The sequence below is a fragment of the Polynucleobacter sp. MG-Unter2-18 genome, assembly GCF_018687675.1.
Classification (GTDB): domain Bacteria; phylum Pseudomonadota; class Gammaproteobacteria; order Burkholderiales; family Burkholderiaceae; genus Polynucleobacter.
In genome coordinates, this window is sequence record NZ_CP061302.1 from 441,147 (window position 1) to 466,997 (window position 25,851).

Sequence of the window (25,851 nt, forward strand, 5' to 3'; positions counted from 1 at the left end):
CTAACTATCGTACTCAACCGAGCTAGCCATGCCCAGACTGAATTGGTTAAAAGGCTTGCGTATTTCATTGCTGCTGGCTTTTGGGGGCCTTTTATTGGCTTGTTCGGATTACCAGCAGGCAAGGTCAGCTTATGCCGCCGGTGATTACACCAAGGCCTATCAATTATTTCAAGGTCTCGCAGAATCTGGGGATACCAAGGCCCAGTATGATTTGTCTTTGATGTATATCCAAGGAATTGGCACAAAACAAAATATTGAGCAAGGCTTAGTTTGGTTAAATCGTGCGGCCGAAAAGGGCAATATTGAAGCCATGCTTGAATTGGGTGTCTTGTATCAAAAAATCGATACTTTGGACAATGCTCCGCAATTAGCCCTCTATTGGTTTGAAAAAGCCGCCATGGCTGGGAGCGCAGTGGGGCAATACAACTTAGCCCATCTCTATATGGATGGCGGCCAAATTGCGGTAGATTTACCAAAAGCTTATATTTGGATGTCCTTATCAGATTCCACCGGTAATCCAGTGGCTGGTGCAGAGGTGGTAAAGCTCAAGGCATCATTGAACTCTCAAGAGCTCAATGATGCCCAAGAAAAAATCTCTACACTCAAAAAAACCTTGCCTTAACAAATCTAGACCCTAACTCCAACGCTGCATTGACCCCTAGTAATTCAGGAATAATGGGCTCTTAGGGTGTAAGCTTGAGCCATATTATGAATGATGGGTGGGAATAAAAAGTGGCAGAAGGAGGAGATAACTCCCAAGAAAAGGAACTAGAACCGACTGAGCGGCGCATTGCCCGTGCTCGAGAGCAGGGTCAATTACCCCAATCCCGTGATTTGACCACTTTTATTGTGATGATTATTTTCACCATCTTTCTGGTGTGGATAGGCCCTTTGTTAGTCAAGCAGTTGGTATTGATGACCCAAGCAATCTTCCAGTTTTCAGAGCCTGCAAAGTTGATTGATCATGTGCAAGAGTGGTTTGGAGGATCGCTTCTAATGGTTCTCTTGCTACTAGCTGTGCTCCTCATTCCGTTATGGATTATTGGCGTCTTAGGCCCACTATCTTTAGTAAACTTTCGCGCTTATTTTGCGCCCCAATTTAAGTTGGAAAAGCTCGATTTCATTGCAGGTATAGGGCGGATGTTCACCCTGAAAACCTTAAGTGAGTTGTTAAAAAACTTTATTAAAACTACCCTCATGTTGGGGGTGGGTTTTACCTATTTAGTGGGTTTATTTACTTACATTCGTTCGATCGTTAATTTAGGCTTTGATGCAGCACTAGTGCAAACATCATCTTTTATCTTGGATGGTTTTATGCTGCTGCTTTTACCTTTGTTATTGATTGCGGTTGGGGACTCTTGGTTGCAATTGTTTGACTTTCGCAAGCAAATTCGGATGAGTCCTGAAGAAATGAAGCAAGAGGGTAAAGAGACTGAAGGTTCTCCTGAAATTAAGCAGCGCTTACGTCAAATGCAAAGGCAAATTTCTTCATCTAGGATGATGGCGGCTATTGAGCGAGCGGACGTCATACTTGCCAACCCAGAGCACTATTCTGTAGCACTGCGCTATGATATGGAAAAGATGTCGGCTCCAATCGTAGTTGCAAAAGGGGTAGACCAGATGGCTTTACGCATTCAAGAGGTAGCAAAAGACTTTAATGTACCTATTGCCCAAATCCCCCCTTTGGCACGCTATTTATATAGTCAGCTAGAGATTGGAGAATCTATTCCGTTACCACTGTTTGAGGCAATAGCCCAAATTTTGGCGTGGGCCTATGACACCAAGGAATCAGGCGCACCGGGCGAAATTCCTCAAGTCGACTTCATTGCTACCCAGCTTAAGCCAGGTAAACCCCTGCTTTAACTAAATTAGGCCAAACATATCCAGCCTAACCTAAGTCAAAATAACTCAGTTCATGACGCTTTTGGCAAAGGTTGTACCGACATCTTCAGGAAAAAAATAAACCAGCATCAATTCATTACGGTTATTGAGGCTTCTTCCAATCTGAAAGGCCACTTGTCCGCCTCCAAAAACATAGCTTTTAGTCTTTCGAACCCCTGAGGCAAAAGCACTTTGTTGGCCCTCAGAGGGACTGTAATCTAAGCCGTATTTGATAGTGAAGCGCTCAATAATGGCATCTGCCACATCTTGCTTGTAGTAGCCCAACTCTTTTTTCATGAGCACCATACGACCAACCTCATTGTAGATTAGCCATAAATCTTCGTCTTTTTCACCATTTTTGACCTTGCAGCTATAGGTTAAGTCATATTGGGTGCACTTAAATTTCTCAATCGCCTCCTGTCCACTGGTATTGAATGGAATGCCAGCATATTCTTCCATCGGTAGTTTTACGATTGCCGTATCGGGTAGCCAAACATCTGCCTTAGGCGAGGGATCATTGTTACCGCAGGCTAGAAGGCTGAGGGTCATTAAGGCCAAAATAGCCCTATTGAAATTGCGAAGAATGGACATAGATTTATAGTTTAAATTGTTAATAATCTAATATAGTCCAATTTAGTGGATATTTAAATAACGCAGAGTCCGATAGCTGAAAAACATATCTACAAAGTAAAAAAAAGGGGGTAGTTTGGATAAGAGTGGGATGAAGCTGCGTCAAGTTAAAATTGAGAAGGCATTTGGAGATGCATTAGGTCTTTACCGTGCTGGAAATTTTGAAGAAGCCAGGGTAATTTATGAGCAAATATTGCAGCAAAGCCCCAATGATTGTGACGCACTGCATTTGCTTGGGATAGCAAATTTCTCCCTTAAAAAATATCAAGAAGCGCGTATTTTAATTACAAAGGCAATATCAATAGCTCCAAATCAAGCCTCATTTCATTCTAACCTTGGTAATGTCTTAAAAGAGCTAGATCGAAATTCTGAGGCGCTTGAAAATTATGATGAAGCCATTAGACTTGATCCCAATTTTTCTCAAGCATATTCGAACCGCGGTACCGTATTAAGAAAGCTGAAGCGATACCCTGAGGCGATAACAAGCTTTACTAATTCAATTAATCTAGATCCACACGATTTCAAGACCTTTAATAATTTAGGCAACACTCTGCGTGATTTGGGGAAATTTAATGAAGCGCTGGCAATGTATGACTATGCAATTGGTTTGAGTCCCAATTCACCAGAGGTATATATGGATCGCGGGAATGTGCTCGCTGATCTGAATTTGATTTCTAAGGCAGTAGCTAGTTATGAGCGTTCCATTTATTTGAGGCCTGATTATCCTGGGGTTCATTTGTGTAAAGCACTAGCCTTACTTGCCAATGGCCAGTTTGAAGAAGGTTTTGAGTTATACGAATGGCGTTGGCGTACTTCTCAATTCGGTGGTCTTGCAAGGTCCTCTCCCGGAGATCTCTGGTTAGGCTCCCAATCATTGTCTGGAAAAACAATCTTATTGCAAGCGGAGCAGGGCATCGGCGATGTTATTCAATTTTGCCGTTATGTGCAGGGCGTTTCAGATCTAGGCGCCCACGTGATTCTAGAAGCCCCTAAAAAGTTAGTGAATTTACTCAAAAGTCTAAGTGGAAACTATGAAGTCATAAGCTTAGACGATGCTCTGCCACGCTTTGATTACCGCTGTCCCATCATGTCACTACCACGTGCTTTAAAAACAACCTTGCACAATATTCCGATGTCACAGGGCTATCTGAAGGCAGATCAAAAAAGAGTGTCTCAATTGCAAGAAGAGCTTAGACTAAAAAATCCCCATTCTAAGAAATTATGTGGCATCAGTTGGCTTAGTAAGGCTGATAAAACCGGACTTTTTAGAAGTATTCACTTAAAAGACTTTATCAGTATGTTGGATAACGATAATCTCTTATACGTTAATCTTCAGTATGGTGAAGTTGACGAAGAGATTGCCCAAGTTGAAAAAGACCTAGGGGTCACGGTTATCAATTTGAAATCAGTCAATATGTATGATGACATTGATGGCTTAGCTGCCATCATTGAGGCATGCGATCTGATTATTTCAATTGACAATACGACAGTGCATTTAGCAGGCGCTTTGGGTAAAGATACTCGCGTCTTGTTACCTTATGCTCCAGAATGGCGCTGGATGTTAGGTAGAAAAGATAGTCCCTGGTATCAATCGTTAAGACTTTATAGGCAGCAAGCTGTGTTTGACTGGAGCGGAGCATTTGCTAAGCTTAAAGAGGATCTATAGATGGAGATTAGTCAGGCTATCGATACGGCTTTAGAGTTGCAGCGTGTAGGCAGGCTTGAAGAGTCAAAAGAGATCTATATAAAAATATTACAAAAAGAGCCCAACAACTTTGAGGCGTTACATTTTTTGGGTGTAATTGCCTATCAATGCAAAGACTATCAGTTGTCAATAGATTTAATATCAAAGTCGATTGATCTGATGCCTAAGAATTCTGTAGCGCTCAGTAATCTTGGTAATGCACTCAAAGAACTTGATCGTTTCGATGAGGCTATTTTTAAATTTGATCAGGCTATCAATTTAAATCCCTTGTCCATTTCAGCGATTTTCAATCGGGGGCTTGCTTTGATAAGGGCAAAGAAATTAGACCAAGCATTACAAAGCTTTAATACCGTAATCAAAATTGATCCTAGTTTTATCGAGGCTTTTTATAGTAGAGCACTTGTATTGAGAGATTTAGGAAATTTGGCTGAGGCCATCCAGAGTCTTGATACTGCCATAAGCTTCAAGCCTGATCATGCCCAAGCCTATTTTGAGCGTGGGGCAATATTGACAAGCTTGAAACAGTTTGATTTGGCGATGGAAAATTACGATAAAGCTATTAATTTAAAAGAAAATTATTTTGAAGCTATTCATAATCGTGGTTTTCTTTTTATGGAAATGGGGGAGTTAGAATTAGCCATCAAAAATTTTGATATGGCGATTAGCTTACAGAGCACTAATCCAGAGGCCCATAAGAACAAAGCACTAGCCTTACTTGCCAATGGCCAGTTTGAAGAAGGTTTTGAGTTATACGAATGGCGTTGGCGTACTTCTCAATTCGGTGGTCTTGCAAGGTCCTCTCCCGGAGATCTCTGGTTAGGCTCCCNNNTATCAATCGTTAAGACTTTATAGGCAGCAAGCTGTGTTTGACTGGAGCGGAGCATTTGCTAAGCTTAAAGAGGATCTATAGATGGAGATTAGTCAGGCTATCGATACGGCTTTAGAGTTGCAGCGTGCAACTATCCTCTAAATTCATATGTCTAAAAAAATAATTTAAATTTAATGTCAAAAAATAAAGCATATTCAGTATGAAAATAAATATCGCGCACCTAGGAGCGAGTGAATGGTTTAACTATAAATCTGAAGTTATCTATGGGTTATTCCACACCTTTAATCTCTTGGGATACGAAACAACTATCTCACATAATCAGATGGACCCAAAGTGCCTAAATATTTTAATTGGAGCTGATTGGATAGCCAAACCGGAACATGTCAATTTCATAAAAAAAAATCAAATTGATTATTTTATTTATGAAATAGAAGCAATTTATCAAAATACCATCAATGGAAGAAGCGACTTTGATTTTGTCTCCTATTTGGGGTTAATTGATAATGCTAGGCAAATTATTACTCCTTATCAATTTTGTATCAATTCGTATCGAGAAATTGGATTTGCTGACAAAATTAGTTATGCTAAATGGGGATTTTACGAGGAATTGATTGATCAAAATATTAAACGAAATATTTCTCGTTCATACTTGGGAGTTTTTTTTGGGTTGTTAAAAGGTAACCGCTTGGATACAATGTCAAAACTTAAAGAAAAGTTTCCTGGCAAATTTATAAGTTTGGGATATGAAAGTCCCCACCTTTCGAGGGCTTACTATCTCTCTAAGACTAATTATTCTTTATCGCTATCTTATGGTGATAAGGAGTATTTTATCAATCCATTTCGATTGCAGTATTTAGTTTCTAATGGTGTAGCCGTAATATCCGACAGCAAAAAAGATGATGACGGCTATTTAATAATGACTACTAAAGTTGATACTGATTCAATTCTTTTGGAAGTTCAGAAAAGCCCCATGCCAATTAAGCAACTTGAAGAAATTGCGCGATCAACAGCGCTACTTTCGGAATTAAAAGCAATTTTTCCAAAAAAATAATATTTACCGCAGATCTCAATTTATATTTTTTTACTTAAGAAATCTCTCATGACTAAAGGTACTAGATTCATTATTGTTGCGCCACCTTACAATGAGCTATCTGCAGGCGTAAAAGTCTTGCACTTTCTTTGTCATTCGTTAAATCAAGCAGGCGTAAATTCATCTATGCTCTTTTTAGATTTGCGAGATAGATCATACAATTCATTCATGAGTACGACTGATAAAACAGCATTTCATGAATCGTACAATACCCCAGTTATTACAAGTTTAGAAGAAATAGACTTTGCAAGTGACATTGTTGTGTATCCAGATATTATTCGAGGAAATCCATTAAATTCCAAAAAAGTTGTCAGGTATATGCTGAATAAAAATGGGCTTATTACTGGAAATCCAATAATCTATGACTCAAATGATTTCATCGTAAGTTATCAAAAAATATTTGAACCAAATGCGCACTTTAATCTCTTTCTAACGGATGATGATCTCACATTGATACCCAGTAGAGATTCAATTCAAAAGCTCAATAAAAATATTTCATTAACCTATGTGGGTAAAGGTGGTAAATATGGAGATACTGTGCGAATCGGCGGAACAATTAGCTTGGATTGGAAAAAATCGCATGAGGAATATATCTTGTTACTTGAAAATGCAAAGTATCTATTTACTTGGGATCAAATGACGGGAGTTGTATTTGACGCGATTATTCATGGTTGTATACCGGTAATAGTTTCAAAAAATCCATGGACTTTTGATGAAATTAATGCTCAGGAACTATCAATGCCTTACCTGACTTTAGAGGAATTTGATAATAAAGAAAAGTATTTTGACGATTATGTTCTTTTTCTAAATTTTCGAGATAAGATAATTGAAGACTCTCGCTTACTTCAAAGTACCTCTAGAATACGAGTTGAGGAATTCATAAGTAAAAGTATTACTTTTTTTGATAAAAAAATCATTCTTGGGATTAAGACTAATTAAGCTCATCTGTCGGAATGCGATGCTTGTAAATGTTTAATGGGGCATCTTGAAATTTATAGTTTAAATATCATTGCATTTATTTTAATTGCATGGGTAAAAGTTTTTAATGGCGCATATTGCAACCTGCAGGAAAAATACTTTTAATGTTATCTAGATGGCTTTGAAGACTTCGGGTTAAGTCTTAAGAAACGCATAACATTAGGACGACCTTTCGAGCAAATTAAATATCGATTGTCGTCTGTAAAGTCATTTAACTCGGTAAACTTTGTTAGATCGCGAGCGATCGGGTTAACTTTATCTATGTAAAAATATTTACTTGCAGCTAAGAGTAATTTAAAGTACTTTTCTTCAAAATTATCAACCCAGTTATGAATCTCAATTAAAATATAAGCTTGTTGAAATTTCTCTAAAAAGTCTTCGCTCAGCAGGTCAAACTCACCACCTTCAATATCCACTAAAACTACCGAATCATTAATTTGGTCTTGGGAAAAGTTATTAAATAAAGTTTCATCTGCTTCGCCATAGACTGTAATTTGACTAGCAACTCTATTTACTTCAGCGTTCAATTTTATAGTGTTTTGCCCCTTTTCGCTAATTTCAAAGCAAAATGATTTCTTATAAAACCCAGCCATAACCAGGCCTATTCCGTAATAACCATCAGCTGCGCCTATATCAATAAAATTAGATTTTTCAGTTAACGGTTCAGTGCATAAAGTCATTAAGAGCTCTTGTTCATACAAACCTAGCAGCATAGAGGCTTTGTCTGGGGCTCCCCACCATGCTTCCTCCGAGAGCCTCAGCCCTTTTAGGGGGCCATATCCAACTATTCCCCTCATCATTTCAAAGACTTCCTTAGATACTCGAAGTCTTCTTTCATAGATAGTCTCTCTTCTCCAAATCTCTCTCTGATCCATAGGAGTATTTTGTGACCTTCGGAGTGCACCAGAGAAAAATTTCTGTTCCTGGCTTAAAAAGTTGAGTAAATTAGGCGAAATATTACTCCGAGACTTTAAAAATGTATCAAACATGGGCTACTCCAATCCTACTATGGTGTGGGTTGCAATTTTAATATTTATTGCACTTTAGATACTGATTTTGCTATAAATCTTTCATCGATAAATTCGTTAAGATTAACTTACTATTTCAAGTGTCTCAAGCTTGGCAAATTTATATAAATTTCTTGTGAGATCTTGCATCGTACGGGTATCAGAGTGCTCTATAAAAAATATTCCCGCACGATCAATTGGGGCAGCGCGCAAAAGTTCTCCTGTCTTTTTAAGGGGTACATAACTTATATTTTGGTTTGAAATCTGCATAGCCGCTGATAAAAATATAACATCTCGATTAATGCTTAAGGTATGACGAGAATAGTATTTTGGAGTAATGCTAACAATATCTCCATATGGCAAATTAATGAATGGACTCACGTAGAGGTCCGCATAGTCAATGCCGGTTGATTTATGGATTAACAGGCTATACAAATCCCCGGGGCATCTGCGACAACTTTCAATTAAATAAATTGCTATTCCATCAAATATAAATTGCGTATGCAGTAGACCATTAACCAAATTTAAGTCTTTCGCAAAGCGCTTAAGCCAACTCCGCATTTTGTTCTTAACTTGAAGGGGCAATTTGATGCTCAAATGTGAGCTATTAACTTGATAGGGATAAACGGTGCAGTACTCATTAACAAAAAAATCAGTTTTGATTTTCCCCGCCTCTAAAAAGGCTGAATGACTGTATAACTGCCCTGTTAAAAATTCTTCCAGCAAAGACTGATCTTGTGGAAGCAAATTTTGAGCGCTATCTAAAAAGTTTCTTAATTGGGAGTAATTTTCAAAACGTAAAATTCCTCTACCGCTATATGAATTAATGGGCTTAAGCAGGGCAGGAAAATTTAAATTCTTAAAATTTTTAGACTCTGTCTCGTATGCGGGGATAGGATAGTTCTGATCCTTGCCAAGCTTTCGATATTCATCCTTATTATTAATCACCCTAACAGCAAGCTCATTGTCATATCCTGGTAATCCTAAGTTCCTTGCAACCCAAGCACACGATTTGTAGGAAATATCCGTACAGCCTGGTATCAAATAATTGAAATTATTATCCTTAACAATTTTTTGTAATTTTTTAGTGTTAGCGTAATCAAAAGTATATGATTTATCTGCCAAAGAATGGCATGGATCTTCAGGCCGAGATCCACATACTGCGACATAAAAACCTTTAGCTTGCAAAGCATTCAAGAGAGGTATTGCACTGAAACTAGCATCGCAAAGTAGAACTGATTTCTGATATGTTTTTTTATCCATTTTTTCAATACCAACTTAATAATTTTTCTAAATTGAAATTAACTTTCCTAATTCTGCAGATTTATATATTGCTTCAATAATTTTTAAATTTTGTAGTCCATCAAAAGCGGTGACTCTAGGTTCTTCCAATCCTTCAATGACTTTAATAAAGTGATTTAATTGCTCCCAAATGGGGTCACATTGCCTATAGACTATTTGTTCCTGTTTGAATGGTTTCCACCAAGACCTCTCCTCATCGTTGCTGAAATATTTCAGGCGCATAGACGGGATAGCTAGGGAGCCATTTGTTCCGCTTACGGTATAGCAATCTTCGTCTTCATATCTTGGGTAAGCAGGATTCTCTCCTGCCGTTTGTTCCCAACTTCTAGCCGATGAAGCAGTATCTGAGAGTAAAAATACTCCTAGAGCACCGCTTTCAAAGCAAAAATTGACAGCTACAGTATCTTCAACAGGGTAACTTCTGATTTTATTTGAGGCCATAGCTTGAACCGAAGAGATTTCACCGCAAAGAGCTCTCAAATTTCCAATTTCATGGATTAAATTAATCAGTATTGGGCCTCCGCCCGGCTGAGATCTCCAAGGGCCATCAAGGAAGTACTGATCTGGTTTATAAAACAATGCACTACCCATTACTGACACAATTGATCCTAGTCGGCCGTCTTGAATAATTTTTTGTGCTGTCTTGATAATAGAGCTGTAAGTTCGGTGGTGTCCAACCAATAGTTTGGCTTTATGCGTATCTACAAGATTCATGAGCATCAAACCTTCCTCGTAGGTATGAGCAATTGGTTTTTCTACCAATACGGGTATATTATTCAAAATACATTTAGCTGCCTGCTGAACATGGAATATGTTGGGGGACGAAATAATCACCCCATCTATATTTGCTGCTTTGAATACAGCGTCAAGGTCACTATATACATCGACATTTAATTCTCTGGCAATGTCTAAATTCTCATCTGTTTTTGGCGCAACAATTGCTGCGAGCTCACAACGAGGATGTGCAAGAATAAGATCTATATGTTTCTTTCCTATCAAACCCGGCCCAACAACAACTAGCTTTATCTTATCCATTGTTCCAAACCCCCAAGCTTACAATTATTTAAAGCAAATAGAATTTTTCCCTTAATTCTAATAGTGGGAAAATAGACTAATCTTACAATTCGATCCCACACAGAGTTTTGGACTTATTATGATTTACCCCTTTCCCTCTAGAATAAGTTAGCATTTCATAATGTAGAAAGAAGGTTTTTGATAGGCTAGTGCTTATTAACTTGAGAAGCAAGAAATTTCGCTACTATTTCAGAGAAATGTATTCTGTTGATGATAGGAAAATACTTGTATTCTTGAAGCAGTTTAAAAAACTCTGTCTAAATTAAAACCAATGAAAAAAACCTTTGTTACCCAACCCTCCTTACCGCCAATTGAAAAATTTATTCCATACTTAGAGAAAATTTGGGACAGTAAAGTATTGACAAATGGCGGACCATTTCATCAAAAATTAGAGACCGAATTAATAAAATTCTTAAATATTGAAAACATTTCATTATTTACTAATGGCACCATTGCGCTTATTACTGCATTACAAGCATTGAGAATAACGGGGGAAGTTATTACAACCCCCTATTCATTTGTAGCAACTTCGCATGCTTTGCTTTGGAACGGGATAAAACCAATTTTTGTTGATGTAGATCCCAATACATTTAATATTGATCCTGGCAAAATAGAGTCGGCAATTACCCCCCAAACAACCGCTATTCTTGCAGTTCATTGTTACGGTAATCCATGCGATACAGAGCGTATCCAGAAAATTGCTGACAACTACAACTTGAAAGTTATTTATGATGCGGCGCATGCCTTCGGTGTTGATTGTGATTGTGGTAGCGTTTTAAACCATGGGGACTTAACTATTATGAGTTTTCATGCCACAAAAGTATTTAATACCTTTGAGGGCGGAGCTATCATATCTCAAGATTTAAAAACAAAAATACGTATTGATCATTTAAAAAATTTCGGATTCGTCGACGAAACAACTGTTGTTGCCCCAGGCATCAATGGAAAAATGAATGAATTTTGTTCTGCTCTTGGTTTACTTCAGTTAGAATATTTTGATGAATTAATTGCCAAAAGAAAAATAATTGATAGTTTATATAGGGAAAATTTATCTAATATAAAAGGAATTAGGATCCTAGAAAGAAAAGAAAAGAAAAGTAACTTTGCATATTTCCCAATTTTAATTACTGAAGAAAATGCTCTATCAAGAGATGAAGTATTTGATAAACTTGTCTCGAACAATATAGTTCCAAGAAAATACTTTTACCCTCTTATCTCTGAATTTCCGATGTATAGAGGTTTGGCGTCATCAAGTCTAGAAAATCTATCGCATGCTAAGAGAATTTCTGAACAAATTATTTGTTTGCCTATCTACCCAGATCTTGAGTTGGAAACTGTGAGTAGAATCTGTGATCTTCTCAGACTATAGGTCGGCTATTTTTTATGAATCGAATTTTTATACATGTTTTTTAGTTATTGCAAGGTGCGTGGATCACTAATACGTACTTTGACAATCAATTGACGTTGTCATGGCGATTCTGCCCTGTACAATTGATTTTATTTACTGACTCACCGAGACTTAAATCTTATATCGCTCGATTTTAAAATTTATTTTCCATTTACTGTGAAATTGCTAGCCTTACACACTGCTGCAAAGCTTTATGCCGCAGCATCCTTCTGGGCATCTTTTGCCAAATGGCATTTGCGCCCCGCACTTCCATAAGGTATTCCCTAACTGTCGTGGGAATTGTCCGATCTCGTCTATAAATAGAGCACTCAATCCATTCTGGGACACCATCAATTAAGGTATCGGCTTGATGAAAGAGTAAGCCACTAAATTGGGGATGTTGATTTAGTAATTTGGAGCATCCCTCAATCGTAATGAATACTTGCCAATGACCATCCTCATATTGGGTTAAGCCTATCTCTTCACTCAGTGGATCTAAATGCAAGCTTTGTATGGATCTCAGTAGAGCCAATATGCTTTTGGCTGGCACTTCAATTTGTAGATCAATCCAAGCTTGCAGCTCTTTCTCATCAATATCCAATTGATTTGCAGCTTTGGCCAATTCTTTTTCAATCAAGCTATGAAAGAGTGCAATTGACTGGGTAATGGGCACTCCACTGTTTATATTTTGATCCAATTTGCCAGCATGAATGTTAATGACTCTAGTAATACTCACAGGCTTAGAGGGCTCTATCGGGTTTGCAATGAGATCTTCTGCAATATCAGCCAGGGAGATAGTTTGATGGCTACTTCTAACTGCAGAGACATTTTCTTGTTTTTCTAGAATGCTTTTTAAAGCCTCTGTGCGTGTATTAATTTTATTGAGTTTGGTAGATTTATTGCTCTTATCGAGTGCATTTTTCATGACCGATCTCCTTTTATAATATTAATCTGGTAATTAAACTTAGTTACTTGGTTCAGTTACTTGGTTCAGTTAGTAGGTTTATTTAGTTTGCTCTGTTGCTTAGCTCAGTGGCTTGACTACTAGGCGCCTACTGTTTTGTACGGGGATTTTGTAGTTGATCGCTAGAGTCGGGTGATCAAGCTCTAATTGTTTGCTATCTAATCTAAAAGAAAGTTTTGGCGCTCTCCAGGTGGCTATGATCTTGCCTTGATAAGTGAGCGTTTCAGCCTCTTGCATTTGGTTCATGAAGTGTTGTTTAATCAAAGAGATCTCTTCTTCCCGAACATCGATCTCGCTATTGAGATGATGCAGACGTTTAGCTAAATCGATGGTCTCTAGTCTTGCCTCTACGCTCTTAGCGCCATTACCCTTACTAAAGCGCGTGTGGCAATCGGCTTCATTTTGTAATGGTGGTGGAATATCTTTTAAAACATATTCATTCCAAAAGTGCAGCGCTTTTTGCACAATAAGTTCTTCTAGCTCTAGATCTCTAGCAATTGCATAAATTCGAAAGTCATTATTACCAAAGAGAACCGCAAGATCGGCTTGACCAATGCTAGTGATAGCTTGATACCAAGCGACTTGACATAGGTAAGTCATAGGCACTTCATCTGATCCGATTTCGCCCCAGTCACCACTTGTAAATGGATTGGCAGTTTTGCACTCTAAAATCTTGGTTGGCGCACAATTGAGACCATCACCCAGAACTAGCCTATCTAAATGTGCGCAGAACATGGGGTGTATTGGATGGATAAATGCAGATTGATCATGCAAAAGCTCAAAACCAGTAGAACGGGCATATTCCGATGCCACAAACTCTTCGGCAAAGGATCCAAAGCGCAGGGGCAGGGAATCTTTTTGTTTGATTTCTTTACCAGTTTTTTCCATCCAAACCTCTAATGGGCTACGAAACTTGGATAAACCCAAAATAGCCCCGATATCCGAGCCACCTATGTATTTCGTACGATCTACGCTAAAATCTTGATTAATAAGCATTTATTTAAGGTCCTTAAGTATTATTAGTAGAATATTATAAACTATTAATAGTTCATAATGACTCATTATAAGGTCATTTTAAATTGATTACAAGCGCTCAAATTCGTGCGGCTAGAGGCATGCTGGAGTGGACTAGAACGGATTTAGCTCAAAAATCTGGGGTTGGTTTTTCTTCCATGCAAAGACTTGAGTCAGCCAATGGTATCCCTGGCGCTCAATTTAAAACTCTTGAGGCAATAAAAGAGGCCTTTGAAAAAGCTGGCATTGAATTTATCGGCACCCCCGAAAATGGCGCTGGGGTGCGCTGGAAAGCAACCTAATCTAACGCCTTGTAAGATGGCGCTAGCTAAACCCAAAAATATTCGCTTGGAGCTACGCAGCGATATTGCCGCCGTCAATTTCCCTTATGGCAAAAGACGTGGGATAGAAGATCTGCTGGTTAGGACAGTTCGCTACTGCCGAGCCATTCGCAATCACCGCCAAAAACGCCCCTCTCAATCAAAATCTCCCAAGCAAGTCTTAGGCGTGTTAGTGATGAAGTCCCGACTTCGGGGTCGCCAAGACGATTCCCTATTACGAGCCTATGTATTTTCTGCCTTATTTCGTGCTTGGATGATCGGTTTTGGTGAGTACCCTAAGATCAATAACAAAGGAGGATCGGCTACTCAATTTGTGATCTTCGCTGACTTTATCTTGCATCGTCTTCATATTGGCAAAGTCGAGGATCACCTAGAAGAGTTTCGCTCCTATCGTAAAAAACTCTTCATCAGCTCTGGGTTTGAGGTGGTGCGGGGTAAGGTGATTTAAGTGACTCCATTAACGTCATTAAAGTAAAGTAATTGAAGCGATTTAACGGGGGGTAAAGCCCCTACATTGCACTCCAGGATAAGGGCTGGATGGATTACTCATGGTGAGTAATCCATTTCCAATCATTGATGGAGTTTGTTATGAGTAAATTAGCTACAAAAAAAGCCGGACCCAAATCCTTGGCTGGCAAAAAGATTGCTTCAAAAAATGCCCAAAAGGGGTCTATCTTTAGTAGGGGGTATCTGGCATCAGAAAATCCTAAAGAGCGCCAAGCTGCGTTTGAAAGGCTGTGCGAGCAGTGGCATGCCTTTGATCCTAGTCGTCAGATTTTACTAAGGAGTGTTGAAGAGGCGGTCTTAGGCTCTGAGCGGATGATGATTGCGATTCGTCAAAAAATAGAAGGGCGGATGCAGTCTTTAGATATCACCCGAGACTTTGTGAACCAAGCGGGTTTAAATCCAGTGTATTCAATGTCATTGCCTACTTGGTATTTTAAGGAAGATGATAGTGGTGAAAAAGTGTTTGCGCAAAAAGTGTATCGTGCCTGGCTTGAAGCACACGCTTTAAAAACCCATTACAGCGATCAATTGAGTGCCCAAATTGCGCAGCAGTTTCCAGCGCTCTATAGCTATGTGATGGAACATCAAAAGCAAGGTACGGTATTTTCTACTGTGCTAGGTCAGCGCTATCGCCAAACCACGCCGTTACTCAATCTTAGCGAGTTGATCAAAGAAATTGATGAAAAATACCGCTTTCATCTAATTTGGGCGCAAGATGCTGAGCGTTTTGAAATCATCATTGCCGGCATTCGGGCATCACAAGTGTTAGACGTCATGGATCTAGACAAAACCAATCGCTATGCCACCAGCTTTCAAAATCGTATTCTGAAAGGTATCCATGGATTGGCCATCATTGATCAATATGAGGCAAAGGCGGTTCAGGTTTTACAGTCGCCACAATTTGATACAGTCGATGAGGGTGAATCTGCCCAAGATCAGCTAGAAGCGTAAGTAAGCAGTGCAAAGGAGAAAACTGCCATTTTGCAAAACGAAATGGCAGTTTTCCCAATAAAATCAAATTCTTAGTAAAAATTGACCCCACCATTTGTTTAATATTAAACATGCATTTACCGACTCCCCTCACCACCACCACTTAGTCATGCTCGCTAAAATTAAGACAGCACTATTTAAAGTGATTCCTGTTGCAGGGTTAAAACAAGTCATTTTAAAAGAAGGTTTGCTGTTTGAGGGCCAAACCATGTCTGGCTCAACGAAGGTGACTCAAGACCTTGGCGGGATTCGTACCCTGCGCTTTGGAAAACAGGGAACTCGTCAAAGCGTGGTCAAAATGGGCGACCTGGATCACTTGGGTTTGCCCTATGCAAAATCAGCTATGATTGGCCTGGCTTTTACCGAGCAGCTCGATCGCATTTTGGTGTTAGGAGTTGGCGCTGGCAACATCCCGATGTTTTTACGTAAACATTACTCAGATGCGCAAATTGATGTGATCGATATCGATCCACAAATTATTGGCTTAGCTAAGCAGTATTTTAATTTTTTTGAAGATGACTTGCTCCATGCGTATGCACAAGACGGCCGAGCATTTATTGAACATGTCCAAAAGCCGTATGATCTGATCTTTTTAGATGCCTATACGGCAGCAGGGATCCCCAAGCATTTAGCAACGAAAGATTTTTTGCTCTCACTCAAAAAAGCGCTCAAGCCCTCTGGCGCTATTGTAGCCAATATATGGAGCACTCCCAAAGTCAATCCGCTCTATAGATCCATGCTGCGCACCTATCAAGAGGCCTTTCATGAGGTGTATACCTTAAGAGTCCCTACGGCCGGTAACAAGATTGTGATTGCGCTGCCACAACTAAGGGGGCTACCCTTGAACAGTATTGTGCAGCGCGCTGAGCAGATCAGCGCGCAAAAGCGCTTACCGTTTGATTTAAGCCAAGTGTTACTACCTGGATTGATTAAGTTAATCGATCTACAGGAAAACCCGGTACTGCTTGATGATGATCTATAAAAATGGAGTTTTGAGCAGTCGTGGCGCCGTTTTGGCCAAGGTTTGCAGGGATAACTTGCATGAGCACTTCATTTTTCAGTATTGTCTATAGACCCCATAATGATTATGGTTTCTTAACAAAAATCCTTGCGATGCCGTAAACACATATTGGGCCCAAAATAGGCTAGAAGAGCATACAGCTTAAAGAAACTCTGTTTTTGTGCAGTGCGACTTTATTTAGTAATAACTTTTTGCTACATTTCTTATATCGATAAATATATTTACTTGATCATGAGCATCCTATCGGTACATTTTCCTGAAACCACTGCGATTCGCCTAAAAGCTTTGGCAGGCTTAACTGCTGCCGATCTTTGCCTGATTTATGACAAGTGGATCACTTTTTTTGTGTTGATTGCTATTGCTATCGCTTTGGAGTTCCTCTATCGCAGATTGCATGAAGTCCTGTTGCACAATCACGAGATCGAAAAAACGACACAAAAAATTGCTGAGCGCAGAGCGCATGCCTTGGCCATGAAAGAAGCGGGCGTTAATCGCTAACTTGTTTCTGGTAATGTATTTATATTGGCAATAGTCAGCCTTATTAAGAAATGCCTGACAATGTTTTGCAATGCCCATGACTATTTAAATGTATTTCTCATCCACAGCAGATTTACGCAGAGTGATTTTTTGAGTTTGGTGTAATTCGTAAGCTACTTTCAACACCTCTAACTGAACTGCTTCGATTTCTGACACTCTGAGCTTTTCACTGTTTTGTAAATCTTCCCCGATACTTCTTGCCCTAGCCTTGGTCATGGCAGCCAGTATTTTGATGCCCAGGGGCTTGCTAACATTTTTTAAACAAATGACCAGGGGCTTATCGGAAATCTTCAGTAGAAGAGTTTGCATATCTAGGTCAGATAAAAACAGTAAGTCTTCAAAACTAAAGAGTCGATCCAAAATAGCTTGAGCGATTTGCGCATCATGAGTCTTAACACGTTTTACTCCAAGATCCACTTGCCCTTGATGAAGGTGAGCCAAAATGTCTGCGGCATTCTTGATGGTCATGAGTGCTACTTGCGCTTTAGGAAAAGGATTTGGGAGATTGGACGTTTTGAGTAAAACGGTTTACAGAGGAGAACTTGTGGATCCCCAAGACAGGACAACTAATGACCCATGGCATCAAAGTAAACATGGTGGATCAATCGAAATTATTAGGTTTTTGAGTGCTTACCAATATTTTGAGGGTGGGGCGTAAACCAAAATCTTTGCTGGGTTCAGATAAGTATTATGCTGATGAATTTCATAGTGTAAGTGCGGGCCAGTTGACCTTCCAGTAGAGCCCGATTGTGCAATTACTTGACCACGCTTTACTGGTTGTCCCACCTTGACCAAGAGTTTGCTGTTATGGGCATACTTAGAAACAAAGCCTTCGTTATGAGCAATTTCAATAAAATTGCCATACGCTGGATCGAACGCCGACTTAAGCACCGTGCCATCACCCGATGCCACAATTGGGGTACCCGTTGGGGTAATAAAGTCAATGCCAGAGTGCTGCGCCAATTGCTGAGTAATAGGATCTATGCGGACACCAAAGTTACTAGTCATACCCAGCCTAGCATCAATTGGCGGCCCGATGGGCAGAGATCTTAGCCAACTATATTGCTTTTGCCATTCGGGTTCTAGCTTAGTGGCAATATCGAGAATTTCATTGGACTTGTTGGCAAGATCCTCAAGATTATCGACCAATGCTTTGGTGGGATCTAGCTGAAAATTGACTGGTTTTAGAGGGCCACCAAGGTGTGCGGGGTCTAAGAGCTTCTCTTTAATAGTGCTCGGGGTTGAGATGGCAAGATAGCGGTCTTTACTGGCTTTAAGCTCATTAAAGGTGGTACTTACCTCCTTGAGGCGCGCTTGGTAAGAAGCCAGTTCTCGGCGATACATACCGTCTAGTCTTGAGCGCTCTTCAGGTGTCACTACCCCAGTAACTTCTTTAGCCAGCTCAGGGTTGACTTCAAATGCAATGGTAATGCCAGTATAAAAAATCAAAATCCCAAAGGCGCAAAAAGCACAGCTGACAATAGCCACTAAGCGTAAAACACTCTTTTTGGTGATATTGATTTGTTTAATCGAGCCAGTCGATCCAGAAACCCAAAATAATTGCATTGATATTCTATAAGTGCTTGATTTTTTTAAAAAAATTACAAAGCTGCATTGCAAGGTAACCTATAATACCAATAAGTTTACTTTTCAGCGACCCTGTCATTCGCTTCTTATGAATTTATTACGCCCCACATTTAAAATACTGTTAGCTAGCATCTTTTCGTTTGGCAATCAAATTGCTCAAGGCGCAATCATTGGCCAAATGCCAGCCCATGGCGACATTTTGTACATTACCGCCGAGCCTTGTACCTCCGAAACGGGCAGGATTGAGCCTAATTGGTTTTTTTCCTATAGTGTCAGCGCTACAGGTAGCGTGAGCCGCAGTTGCTACGTGAGATATAACGATCAAATCTGGATTCGGGGACCATTTGGAGCCGAGACTACCTATCCATTGAGTTACTTCTCCAAGCCTGCTAATACTGCTGAAAACAAGCCAGACGCCGCTCCAGAAGTGAAGCCTTAATTAGTTCCAGCGGCTACTTGCCGCTTTGGCCCTTGCTAGACTGACCTGGTTTACAAAAAAACTGAAATAAGACATCACTCATCGTGTCCGGAATGACACGTTCCCAGGGCGAATTCGGGGTATTTTCAGCACCCAAACTGGTGCCAGAGCCCTCCGGACCTGCGTAATAACCAATATAAAACTGCTTATAGCTCTCGTAGCCAGTCCGGCAAAAATAGGATAAATCCTGAATGACAGAAAGGGTGGGCTCTCCATTGGGGCCGGAAAGAGCTTGAGAATAGCTTGTTAATAGCCATGTGCTGACTTGCTCTGCTTGGGCTTCCCTGACAGTTTTGCTGTCATCGTAATAGTAGTGATTTCCCAGTGCATCAGAGGAGATAAAGCTCCACCCGGCATAGCTGGCATTAAGCGGGTTTAGTAAAAAAGCCGTTAAAACCATCAAGATCCATTTTTTGGTCATAAAAAGAGGGTAGATTTCGGTGCGTGAAATATTTAAATTGTTCATATATAGTGCGTTTAAGCCCTTACAGGGAGTTTCAACTGATAAAATCGTTGCAATTTATACCAATAATAGAAGTACTGCCCCCAAGGAGTGTTAAGCATGGCTGAAGCAAATCAACAAGGTTGCCTATTTGTAGGTGAAGGTGTGGTTCTCAAAGGGAATTTTGAAGTTCCAGATATTGCCTCCATTTCAGGAGTCGTTGAGGGTGAGATTACTGCAAAACAAGTCATCATAGAGGCAACGGGTGTCGTGCGTGGCAAATTGTCTGGTGAGTCGGTCGATATTCGTGGTGAAGTAAATGAGTATATTTCTTCAACCCGTAGTTTGATTATTCGATCCACTGGTAAGGTTAGTGGCTCCATTAATTATTCTGAAATTGAGATTGAAAAAGGTGGCCATTTGCATGGTGAATTACATAATCTCAATCCCCATTCCTAATTATCTTAAGCAGAACATACGACGATGTCTATCTTTTCAAAAAATTCCAATTCACAAAATAACCCAGAGCAGAATACGGAAGAGCAGCCCGATAACTTTTCTCAGTCAAATATGCCTGAAGAGGTTGACTCTGAACCAGTCGAGCAAAATTTTCGAAGTGAAGCTCCAGTTCGCTCTTCCATCAACACTAAGCCATCGATTCTGAGTGAGGGCTTCGTCTTTGAAGGTACGATAGTTTCTGATGGTGTATTGAATATTTCTGGGACTGTACGTGGCAAGGTTACAGCTAAATCTATCTTGATTGATTCCACTGGTCAAGTTGATGGTGAACTCAATACTGAAAACCTAGTAATTAAGGGTGACTTGAAGGGGGATGTTAACTGCGATGACTTGAATGTTGGCCCTCTTGCTCATGTGAGTGGAAATATCAATTACAAATATATTCATATTCAACGTGGTGGCAAGATTAGCGGCAAATTTAATAAAAACTAACCTGCAACTAATATTGCTTTGAAACAAAATACCGTCATACGCCTGCTTGATCCGTCTAAAGAAACTTTCGGCTCAATTATTGGTTCTGACTTAGAAATCATTGGCAGTTTGTTGGCAACCAAGTCACTAAGAATCGATGGCACGATAGTTGGTGATATTAAAACGAAAGCGGGCGCGGATGTTTGTATTGCGCTTGGTAAAACGGGTTTAGTGCAAGGTAATATTTCCGGGGTACGAGTGTTGGTTGCTGGCCGAGTAGAAGGCAATGTGCTGGCAACGGAAAGGGTGGAATTGCACAGTGGTGCAGATGTCCATGGAGATATCATTTATGCTCAAATTGGTATCGAACAAGGCGCCCGTTTGAGTGGACTCCTTTCTAAAATTATCAACGATGATGATAATTAGGAACCTAGCATTGTTGGCAAAAAAAGAGTAATTAACATGTATACCAATGGCACAATCAAAATTCTAGTGACCAACCAAAAGGGTGGTGTTGGTAAGAGCACGATTGCCGTTAATCTAGCAGCCTACCTTGCGATACAAGAAAATATCAAAGTGTCTTTGATTGATATGGATCCTCAGGCATCATCCTCTCGCTGGGCTAAGAAAGCGCCGGATATTGGCGTCCAAGTCCATTGCCTTGACGTCAATTATGAAAGTAGTGGGGCGGCTCTTCTAAGCGCTCGCTCGGGTGTTCGCAAGTATTCATCTGGAGTTGAGGTCTGTATTTGTGATCTCACTTGGACGCCGGCTATGTCTGAACAATTCATCTTAGATTTTGATATGGTTTTAGTGCCCAGCTCGAATTCTAAATTTGAAATGGCAAGTACTGAAATTTTCATTCTGAAATATGCGCAACAGTGCATGTCTCGTCTGGCAGTAAACAAACAATTTATCTTGGTCGTTCCTAGTAAAGTGGAAGAGGGCTACTCTTCTCATGCAACTTTTACTAATTTAGACTTTCTCATGAATTGTCACATCACGCCGCCTGTCTATCGAACACCAGAAATTGACAGTTATGTGTATGAGGATTTTTTATGTGTCTGCCCTGATCAAAGAATTGCAGCGAATTTTTCTTCTTTTGGAAAGTATATTTCTAAAAAAATCATTGAACGCAACATTGTTAGAAAATCAATTTCGATCAGTGGCAACTCTTTAAATCGTGCGATCGTGAAAAAAGTGAGCGTCCTAGATGATTATCGTGAAAGAGCACGTGGCCTCAATTTTTACGGCGGTATTGCAAACACTCTACCTGTGCCGGAACTAAAAAATGAAGGCTCAACAGAATATCGCTCGAAAAAGGGAAGCTTGGTGCCCTCTTTCTTGAGGAGGGGTGGTAATTGAACTCATGACAGACATGAAAGATCCCTACAGAAACGATGTATTTGAAGATGAGCATGGGCGTCGAGTTGCCGTAAAGCGACTCTATACTCCCAATGAGTTAGGCGTGAGCTATGTTGAGTATAAAAATTATGATGACTCTGCTTTGCGTTTTATGCCCAAAGAACAGTTTTTGGAAGTCTTCCACTGGGTCGATAACTTTGGCACAACAGATACTTTTGTCAGAATGGAAGAGGTAGTAGAGGCTCCAAAACAGACTGCTAAGGAGCCAGATTCCTCGGCTAGCCCAAAGGAAGAGTCTGGCCAACAGCAGGCTGCGGACACCACTCCTCCTAAGCGTATATCCTAGCTTTGCTTTAGAGCTTTCGGCTTGGGCATAATGGTATTCGTTTGATCATACAGCGAGTAACCAAATAGATTAGCTGGTAGAAATTTTTTGGAGTCCTTGAGTCCAATATTTATTCTCTTTGCATTTATTAAGGAATTTTAGTGTCCGACAATCCAATATATTCTCGCTACTTGCAAATTACTATGAAGGTGATTGCAGCTTTGTGCGGTCTTACCTTGTTATTCTCTGCAGCCCAAAGTCAAGTTATTGGATTGGATGGCGAAGGATTGCTGCAATTTTTCCTGAGTCAAATACAAAATCCAGTGCAATTTAAATTACTGGTGGGCCTCGCTTTTTTAGTTGCGGGGATTTGTTTTCCAATGCCCCAGAAAAGTAGCGCAAGATTATCTGGACCCAAAGATTTGCAATCCAGTGCATACCGCTTGTATTTGGTTAATAAGTACAAGATAGAAAGAAATGTGGTCTTAAATCAACTGGTATGCCGCGATACAGTCTTTGTAAGTTTGGAGGAGGCTTTATCTTATGCGCATGCACTAGAGTGTCCACCACAATACCCTAGCTATAAAGCTCCTACCCTGGATTCCTTAAAGGATAGTTTCCTTGAAACTAGTTCTGAATTAGCAAAGGTTGCTAACACCGAATCACCTGAGAATGCTTCACTCACGGTCGGGCAAGAATCTAGAAATCCATTGCCCATCCCCATGATGATAGGTTCCTTGCTGTATTTAATTATTCTAGGTGGTATGTTTTACGCCCTTTCTCAAAATATAGTTAGTACTGAGATTGTTGAGTTTTCTAAAGCCCCAGAAGTTCAGAGTCCTGTAGAGGCCAATTCTAGTAACCCTAACGCTAGTGCAGAAGCGCCTAGTAGTGATGCAGTTCCTGCCGAACTTACTGCTCAAACTGTTGCTATCAATGAGCGCTGGCTTGGGGTATGGGCATCAGAGGGCAGTACTCAAAAGCTGTCGATTACTTCTACTGCAGTGAAGTATGGCAACGATGAGTTTTTATGGGTTGGAGTTCGTCCAAAGGGCGTTGTAAAGTGCTGCCCAGCTTTTTATGAGGGGTCAACCAATAAGGCTGAGTTATTAGCAAGAATGCAGGCTCAGCAAGCTTTGCTTGAAACCCCTACAATCGATTCTCAGAAGATTGTAGTCCTGGTGAATAACCTTGGCCAAGGTAATTTTAAAAAGATTGTATTGGCCGATCCATTTCTACGAAAATATTTCTTTATTTACGATCAGAATTATGTCTATCGTGTTGGTAGAGACGTAGGTGATAAATCGCCATTCATCTTTGAGCAATTTAAGAGGCAAGAGTGAGTGATATTGATAATCCAGCATCTAAAAAAGAAGACAAGCTTCATCCTATAGAGCACTTACGATTATTACGCGAGACTACGCCTCTACAAAAAGTCATTAATGAAATAGCTGGTCGTCAATGCATCTTTTTTTATAATACTTCTTGGGTTTTTGATTTTTCTTTAAATCACTCAGATCAGCCATGGTCAGTTACCAAGCAGGTTTATTTTCGCAACTCGCGAAGACACAAATGCTTAGCCTTTGCTTTGCCCTATCTAGTTATACAAATGAAGTTTTTAGATGAGCCTAAATATTTGCGCGCAGTCGTGACCTATGGCGAAGATGTTGCCACGATGATTGGCTTCATGAGTCAGTTTGTTAAGCAAGAAAAGGGTACCAAGGTATGGGCCGAAAAACCTGGCTTTGATTGGGAGCCGTGGAACATCTCTGCTTTATTTAACCATCTTTTGAATGCCGATGGACGCTTTAATGAAATTGAGTTTTATCGCTATACCGATGCCTTTCATGTGAAATTAAAAGGTAGCTGGGAAATGATTAATGTCTAAGAGGTAGATCCGTGATTTTGATGTACGTTTACACGCAGACTATTTGGGTATAAGTAAGCCTCCTTGCACTACTTTTATTTATATTGAAATACCCAAAACGATAAATTCCCATATTTATCAACAAGTTCTAATGCTTACTTTATCTATTTTTGAGAAATTTTCGATAGGCTAATGAAGTTAATCATTTATCTGCTTGGAGATTAATGCGGGGATAACAATCGGCTTTATTCCCGTCAATAAAATAGATATAAATCAATTACTTATAAAAGGATTTCATTAGGCGAGAAAATCACTTTGCCTTGTGAAAATCACTTTATTTTGCTTGCGAGAGCGTCTAGGATAGTACTAACAAGTCAACGCTTTTATAAGGAGATAAGGTCATGAACCAGTTCCAAGCGAAGAGTGATTTATCAGCAGTCTCAGCAACATTTATTAAATTAGAAATCGATGACTTGGTTAGGGATCGCTTGCTTTGGCAGGAGCGGATTGCAAGATCATTCAACCCCACAGAAATATTGCCCAATGTGATTCATCCACTTCAGGCCAATATTCTGAAGATACTCTGAGCTGGAAAAGCCCTTGAGGACATATATCGTCCCAGTTAGCTTTGCCTTATTAGTCATAGTAGCTGGTTTATGCCTTTTTACCTATGAGGCTAAGCCAACATCAGGCCCCCATAAATTTGAGGATGTTGCGATGGACTCTGACGCCAAAAAACATTTTTCCCTTATCGCTGAAAAATATGCCTCTGAGGCTTCTGATGCATCTAGAGCTTCAAATAACTAAGTCCATTAAAAAAGTTACTTATAACTTTATGTTGAGATCTTGACGATTATTTCGGGCTTTATTTAGGGCCTTTAGAGCCCATCCCCGGATATGATTGAGCAGGACTCCTTGGAGCCTATCTAGGCTCCCTCACCGCTTATCAATATTTAACATCTTAGGCGTAGTAAGCTATGACCTTATTGATATCAAATGAAGTGAAATTTATGACTGAATTGGATTGGGATCATTGGATCGCTAAGCAATATGTTTATACATGGCAAGCAGCTGCTTTAGTGCTTGGATTAAACCCTCGCCAAATTAAATTTCCAAGAAGAGATTCCGCTGGAGAGCTCCATTTCGATCGGGAAAATTTTGAAGGTCTCTTCTCTGATTTCAAGCTTAAGCTAGATTTACTGATTGAGCATGCCTGGATGCAAAATTTTTCCGCTCAAAACATGCGGGTTGATTTAAAACGATTTTTGTATTGGGCGCACAATGTTGTCAAGTGGGATATGCCGCAAAAGCTATTGTCCTTTGCTAAAGAAATTAATCTGCAAGATTTAGATGAGAGTGCAGAAGATAAGGCGAGCATTTTGTTGGATGAGCGCGCTTCCTTGCAATTAATTTGGGCATTAAGAATGATGCTGAAGGATCATCAGTTTGGCAAAACTGATCGAGAGCTCATTTATTATTTGGCAAAACAATATCCAGATCAAGCAGCTTTTAAGCGCCTCGCTTTAGAAATGAAGCTTGCTGAGGCACAGGTAGCTGCTGAGGGTTAGATGATTTGCGTTCAGAATCGCCCAGATCTGAT

The 25,851-nt window shown here is 40.0% G+C and carries 31 protein-coding genes; 22 read left to right on the forward strand and 9 right to left on the reverse strand.

Annotated elements, in window-relative coordinates; genetic code table 11:
• Nucleotides 1-28: 28 nt before the first annotated feature.
• Nucleotides 29-622 carry a tetratricopeptide repeat protein gene (locus C2759_RS02380; RefSeq protein WP_215356002.1) on the forward strand — a complete coding sequence of 198 codons (594 nt, stop codon included), beginning with the start codon at nucleotides 29-31 and terminating at the stop codon, nucleotides 620-622.
• Between the two features lie 110 nt (nucleotides 623-732).
• Entirely contained in the window at nucleotides 733-1,863 is a 1,131-nt protein-coding gene (locus C2759_RS02385) for a flagellar biosynthesis protein FlhB (RefSeq protein ID WP_215356003.1), read from the forward strand.
• 45 nt (nucleotides 1,864-1,908) lie between these two features.
• On the opposite strand, the gene C2759_RS02390 is transcribed toward C2759_RS02385, so the two are convergent.
• Nucleotides 1,909-2,472, reverse strand: a complete 564-nt coding sequence (locus C2759_RS02390) for a hypothetical protein (protein WP_215356004.1) — start codon at nucleotides 2,470-2,472, stop codon at nucleotides 1,909-1,911.
• Nucleotides 2,473-2,602: 130 nt separating this feature from the next.
• On the opposite strand from C2759_RS02390, the gene C2759_RS02395 reads away from it, so the two are divergent.
• The 4 genes from C2759_RS02395 (at nucleotide 2,603) to C2759_RS02410 (ending at nucleotide 7,074) form a co-directional block, all read left to right on the forward strand.
• Nucleotides 2,603-4,177: a tetratricopeptide repeat protein gene (locus C2759_RS02395; protein WP_215356006.1), complete on the forward strand. Its 1,575-nt coding sequence runs from the start codon at nucleotides 2,603-2,605 to the stop codon at nucleotides 4,175-4,177.
• Nucleotides 4,178-5,068 (forward strand): tetratricopeptide repeat protein, encoded by an 891-nt coding sequence (locus tag C2759_RS02400; RefSeq protein WP_215356008.1) that lies wholly within the window; start codon nucleotides 4,178-4,180, stop codon nucleotides 5,066-5,068.
• Nucleotides 5,069-5,244: 176 nt separating this feature from the next.
• Nucleotides 5,245-6,096 (forward strand): hypothetical protein, encoded by an 852-nt coding sequence (locus C2759_RS02405; protein WP_215356010.1) that lies wholly within the window; start codon nucleotides 5,245-5,247, stop codon nucleotides 6,094-6,096.
• Between the two features lie 48 nt (nucleotides 6,097-6,144).
• Nucleotides 6,145-7,074: a hypothetical protein gene (locus C2759_RS02410; RefSeq protein WP_215356012.1), complete on the forward strand. Its 930-nt coding sequence runs from the start codon at nucleotides 6,145-6,147 to the stop codon at nucleotides 7,072-7,074.
• Between the two features lie 146 nt (nucleotides 7,075-7,220).
• On the opposite strand, the gene C2759_RS02415 is transcribed toward C2759_RS02410, so the two are convergent.
• From C2759_RS02415 to C2759_RS02425, 3 genes are all read right to left on the reverse strand, one after another.
• Nucleotides 7,221-8,102, reverse strand: coding sequence for an FkbM family methyltransferase (locus C2759_RS02415; protein WP_215356014.1), 882 nt, complete (start codon nucleotides 8,100-8,102; stop codon nucleotides 7,221-7,223).
• 102 nt (nucleotides 8,103-8,204) lie between these two features.
• Nucleotides 8,205-9,383, reverse strand: coding sequence for an acetyl-CoA carboxylase biotin carboxylase subunit family protein (locus C2759_RS02420; protein ID WP_215356016.1), 1,179 nt, complete (start codon nucleotides 9,381-9,383; stop codon nucleotides 8,205-8,207).
• 27 nt (nucleotides 9,384-9,410) lie between these two features.
• Nucleotides 9,411-10,457 (reverse strand): Gfo/Idh/MocA family protein, encoded by a 1,047-nt coding sequence (locus C2759_RS02425; RefSeq protein WP_215356018.1) that lies wholly within the window; start codon nucleotides 10,455-10,457, stop codon nucleotides 9,411-9,413.
• Between the two features lie 310 nt (nucleotides 10,458-10,767).
• On the opposite strand from C2759_RS02425, the gene C2759_RS02430 reads away from it, so the two are divergent.
• Entirely contained in the window at nucleotides 10,768-11,865 is a 1,098-nt protein-coding gene (locus tag C2759_RS02430; protein WP_215356020.1) for a DegT/DnrJ/EryC1/StrS aminotransferase family protein, read from the forward strand.
• A gap of 190 nt (nucleotides 11,866-12,055) precedes the next feature.
• On the opposite strand, the gene C2759_RS02435 is transcribed toward C2759_RS02430, so the two are convergent.
• Together C2759_RS02435 and C2759_RS02440 are read right to left on the reverse strand one after the other, a co-directional pair.
• A complete protein-coding gene (locus C2759_RS02435; protein WP_215356022.1) occupies nucleotides 12,056-12,808 on the reverse strand; it encodes a recombinase RecT in 753 nt (250 codons plus the stop codon).
• A gap of 99 nt (nucleotides 12,809-12,907) precedes the next feature.
• Nucleotides 12,908-13,843: a YqaJ viral recombinase family protein gene (locus tag C2759_RS02440; protein ID WP_215356024.1), complete on the reverse strand. Its 936-nt coding sequence runs from the start codon at nucleotides 13,841-13,843 to the stop codon at nucleotides 12,908-12,910.
• 83 nt (nucleotides 13,844-13,926) lie between these two features.
• On the opposite strand from C2759_RS02440, the gene C2759_RS02445 reads away from it, so the two are divergent.
• From C2759_RS02445 to C2759_RS02465, 5 genes are all read left to right on the forward strand, one after another.
• Entirely contained in the window at nucleotides 13,927-14,163 is a 237-nt protein-coding gene (locus tag C2759_RS02445; RefSeq protein ID WP_215356026.1) for a helix-turn-helix domain-containing protein, read from the forward strand.
• Nucleotides 14,164-14,179: 16 nt separating this feature from the next.
• Nucleotides 14,180-14,650 carry a hypothetical protein gene (locus C2759_RS02450; protein ID WP_215356028.1) on the forward strand — a complete coding sequence of 157 codons (471 nt, stop codon included), beginning with the start codon at nucleotides 14,180-14,182 and terminating at the stop codon, nucleotides 14,648-14,650.
• A 140-nt stretch (nucleotides 14,651-14,790) separates the two neighbouring features.
• Nucleotides 14,791-15,660, forward strand: a complete 870-nt coding sequence (locus tag C2759_RS02455) for a hypothetical protein (protein WP_215356030.1) — start codon at nucleotides 14,791-14,793, stop codon at nucleotides 15,658-15,660.
• Nucleotides 15,661-15,754: 94 nt separating this feature from the next.
• Nucleotides 15,755-16,681 (forward strand): spermidine synthase, encoded by a 927-nt coding sequence (locus C2759_RS02460; RefSeq protein WP_215356032.1) that lies wholly within the window; start codon nucleotides 15,755-15,757, stop codon nucleotides 16,679-16,681.
• A gap of 270 nt (nucleotides 16,682-16,951) precedes the next feature.
• Complete coding sequence (locus tag C2759_RS02465) at nucleotides 16,952-17,218, forward strand: hypothetical protein (RefSeq protein WP_215356034.1); 267 nt, start codon at nucleotides 16,952-16,954, stop codon at nucleotides 17,216-17,218.
• An 84-nt stretch (nucleotides 17,219-17,302) separates the two neighbouring features.
• Here the strand turns inward: C2759_RS02465 and C2759_RS02470 are convergent, their stop codons facing one another.
• Both C2759_RS02470 and C2759_RS02475 read right to left on the reverse strand, forming a co-directional pair.
• Complete coding sequence (locus C2759_RS02470; RefSeq protein ID WP_215356035.1) at nucleotides 17,303-17,725, reverse strand: FliG C-terminal domain-containing protein; 423 nt, start codon at nucleotides 17,723-17,725, stop codon at nucleotides 17,303-17,305.
• 162 nt (nucleotides 17,726-17,887) lie between these two features.
• On the reverse strand, nucleotides 17,888-18,823 hold the full coding sequence (locus tag C2759_RS02475) for a M23 family metallopeptidase (protein ID WP_215356037.1): 936 nt from the start codon (nucleotides 18,821-18,823) through the stop codon (nucleotides 17,888-17,890).
• Between the two features lie 109 nt (nucleotides 18,824-18,932).
• On the opposite strand from C2759_RS02475, the gene C2759_RS02480 reads away from it, so the two are divergent.
• Nucleotides 18,933-19,283, forward strand: a complete 351-nt coding sequence (locus C2759_RS02480; RefSeq protein WP_215356039.1) for a hypothetical protein — start codon at nucleotides 18,933-18,935, stop codon at nucleotides 19,281-19,283.
• A 13-nt stretch (nucleotides 19,284-19,296) separates the two neighbouring features.
• Here C2759_RS02480 and C2759_RS02485 read toward each other — a convergent pair whose 3' ends face one another.
• Nucleotides 19,297-19,788, reverse strand: a complete 492-nt coding sequence (locus C2759_RS02485; protein WP_215356041.1) for a surface-adhesin E family protein — start codon at nucleotides 19,786-19,788, stop codon at nucleotides 19,297-19,299.
• Nucleotides 19,789-19,884: 96 nt separating this feature from the next.
• On the opposite strand from C2759_RS02485, the gene C2759_RS02490 reads away from it, so the two are divergent.
• From C2759_RS02490 to C2759_RS02530, 9 genes are all read left to right on the forward strand, one after another.
• Nucleotides 19,885-20,223: a polymer-forming cytoskeletal protein gene (locus C2759_RS02490; protein ID WP_215306033.1), complete on the forward strand. Its 339-nt coding sequence runs from the start codon at nucleotides 19,885-19,887 to the stop codon at nucleotides 20,221-20,223.
• Nucleotides 20,224-20,247: 24 nt separating this feature from the next.
• Nucleotides 20,248-20,715: a polymer-forming cytoskeletal protein gene (locus tag C2759_RS02495; RefSeq protein ID WP_215356043.1), complete on the forward strand. Its 468-nt coding sequence runs from the start codon at nucleotides 20,248-20,250 to the stop codon at nucleotides 20,713-20,715.
• Nucleotides 20,716-20,733: 18 nt separating this feature from the next.
• A complete protein-coding gene (locus tag C2759_RS02500; RefSeq protein ID WP_215356045.1) occupies nucleotides 20,734-21,120 on the forward strand; it encodes a polymer-forming cytoskeletal protein in 387 nt (128 codons plus the stop codon).
• A gap of 66 nt (nucleotides 21,121-21,186) precedes the next feature.
• Nucleotides 21,187-22,059 carry a ParA family protein gene (locus C2759_RS02505; protein ID WP_305849435.1) on the forward strand — a complete coding sequence of 291 codons (873 nt, stop codon included), beginning with the start codon at nucleotides 21,187-21,189 and terminating at the stop codon, nucleotides 22,057-22,059.
• A 4-nt stretch (nucleotides 22,060-22,063) separates the two neighbouring features.
• Nucleotides 22,064-22,405 (forward strand): hypothetical protein, encoded by a 342-nt coding sequence (locus tag C2759_RS02510; RefSeq protein ID WP_215356049.1) that lies wholly within the window; start codon nucleotides 22,064-22,066, stop codon nucleotides 22,403-22,405.
• Between the two features lie 140 nt (nucleotides 22,406-22,545).
• A complete protein-coding gene (locus C2759_RS02515) occupies nucleotides 22,546-23,727 on the forward strand; it encodes a hypothetical protein (RefSeq protein ID WP_215356051.1) in 1,182 nt (393 codons plus the stop codon).
• Nucleotides 23,724-24,272 carry a hypothetical protein gene (locus tag C2759_RS02520; RefSeq protein ID WP_215356053.1) on the forward strand — a complete coding sequence of 183 codons (549 nt, stop codon included), beginning with the start codon at nucleotides 23,724-23,726 and terminating at the stop codon, nucleotides 24,270-24,272. The genes C2759_RS02515 and C2759_RS02520 overlap by 4 nt, the downstream gene beginning before the upstream one ends.
• 380 nt (nucleotides 24,273-24,652) lie before the next feature.
• Nucleotides 24,653-24,838, forward strand: coding sequence for a hypothetical protein (locus tag C2759_RS02525; protein ID WP_215356054.1), 186 nt, complete (start codon nucleotides 24,653-24,655; stop codon nucleotides 24,836-24,838).
• Between the two features lie 423 nt (nucleotides 24,839-25,261).
• Complete coding sequence (locus C2759_RS02530; RefSeq protein WP_215356056.1) at nucleotides 25,262-25,819, forward strand: hypothetical protein; 558 nt, start codon at nucleotides 25,262-25,264, stop codon at nucleotides 25,817-25,819.
• Nucleotides 25,820-25,851: the final 32 nt, after the last annotated feature.

Coding starts and splice junctions, on each gene's coding strand:
- C2759_RS02485 (WP_215356041.1), bottom strand. CDS start 19,788: ATGAACAATTTAAATATTTCACGCACCGAAATCTACCCTCTTTTTATG.
- C2759_RS02530 (WP_215356056.1), top strand. CDS start 25,262: ATGACTGAATTGGATTGGGATCATTGGATCGCTAAGCAATATGTTTAT.
- C2759_RS02510 (WP_215356049.1), top strand. CDS start 22,064: ATGACAGACATGAAAGATCCCTACAGAAACGATGTATTTGAAGATGAG.
- C2759_RS02475 (WP_215356037.1), bottom strand. CDS start 18,823: ATGCAATTATTTTGGGTTTCTGGATCGACTGGCTCGATTAAACAAATC.
- C2759_RS02525 (WP_215356054.1), top strand. CDS start 24,653: ATGAACCAGTTCCAAGCGAAGAGTGATTTATCAGCAGTCTCAGCAACA.
- C2759_RS02455 (WP_215356030.1), top strand. CDS start 14,791: ATGAGTAAATTAGCTACAAAAAAAGCCGGACCCAAATCCTTGGCTGGC.
- C2759_RS02440 (WP_215356024.1), bottom strand. CDS start 13,843: ATGCTTATTAATCAAGATTTTAGCGTAGATCGTACGAAATACATAGGT.
- C2759_RS02415 (WP_215356014.1), bottom strand. CDS start 8,102: ATGTTTGATACATTTTTAAAGTCTCGGAGTAATATTTCGCCTAATTTA.
- C2759_RS02470 (WP_215356035.1), bottom strand. CDS start 17,725: ATGACCATCAAGAATGCCGCAGACATTTTGGCTCACCTTCATCAAGGG.
- C2759_RS02405 (WP_215356010.1), top strand. CDS start 5,245: ATGAAAATAAATATCGCGCACCTAGGAGCGAGTGAATGGTTTAACTAT.
- C2759_RS02395 (WP_215356006.1), top strand. CDS start 2,603: ATGAAGCTGCGTCAAGTTAAAATTGAGAAGGCATTTGGAGATGCATTA.
- C2759_RS02420 (WP_215356016.1), bottom strand. CDS start 9,383: ATGGATAAAAAAACATATCAGAAATCAGTTCTACTTTGCGATGCTAGT.
- C2759_RS02390 (WP_215356004.1), bottom strand. CDS start 2,472: ATGTCCATTCTTCGCAATTTCAATAGGGCTATTTTGGCCTTAATGACC.
- C2759_RS02380 (WP_215356002.1), top strand. CDS start 29: ATGCCCAGACTGAATTGGTTAAAAGGCTTGCGTATTTCATTGCTGCTG.
- C2759_RS02435 (WP_215356022.1), bottom strand. CDS start 12,808: ATGAAAAATGCACTCGATAAGAGCAATAAATCTACCAAACTCAATAAA.
- C2759_RS02495 (WP_215356043.1), top strand. CDS start 20,248: ATGTCTATCTTTTCAAAAAATTCCAATTCACAAAATAACCCAGAGCAG.
- C2759_RS02465 (WP_215356034.1), top strand. CDS start 16,952: ATGAGCATCCTATCGGTACATTTTCCTGAAACCACTGCGATTCGCCTA.
- C2759_RS02480 (WP_215356039.1), top strand. CDS start 18,933: ATGAATTTATTACGCCCCACATTTAAAATACTGTTAGCTAGCATCTTT.
- C2759_RS02425 (WP_215356018.1), bottom strand. CDS start 10,457: ATGGATAAGATAAAGCTAGTTGTTGTTGGGCCGGGTTTGATAGGAAAG.
- C2759_RS02450 (WP_215356028.1), top strand. CDS start 14,180: ATGGCGCTAGCTAAACCCAAAAATATTCGCTTGGAGCTACGCAGCGAT.
- C2759_RS02410 (WP_215356012.1), top strand. CDS start 6,145: ATGACTAAAGGTACTAGATTCATTATTGTTGCGCCACCTTACAATGAG.
- C2759_RS02430 (WP_215356020.1), top strand. CDS start 10,768: ATGAAAAAAACCTTTGTTACCCAACCCTCCTTACCGCCAATTGAAAAA.
- C2759_RS02490 (WP_215306033.1), top strand. CDS start 19,885: ATGGCTGAAGCAAATCAACAAGGTTGCCTATTTGTAGGTGAAGGTGTG.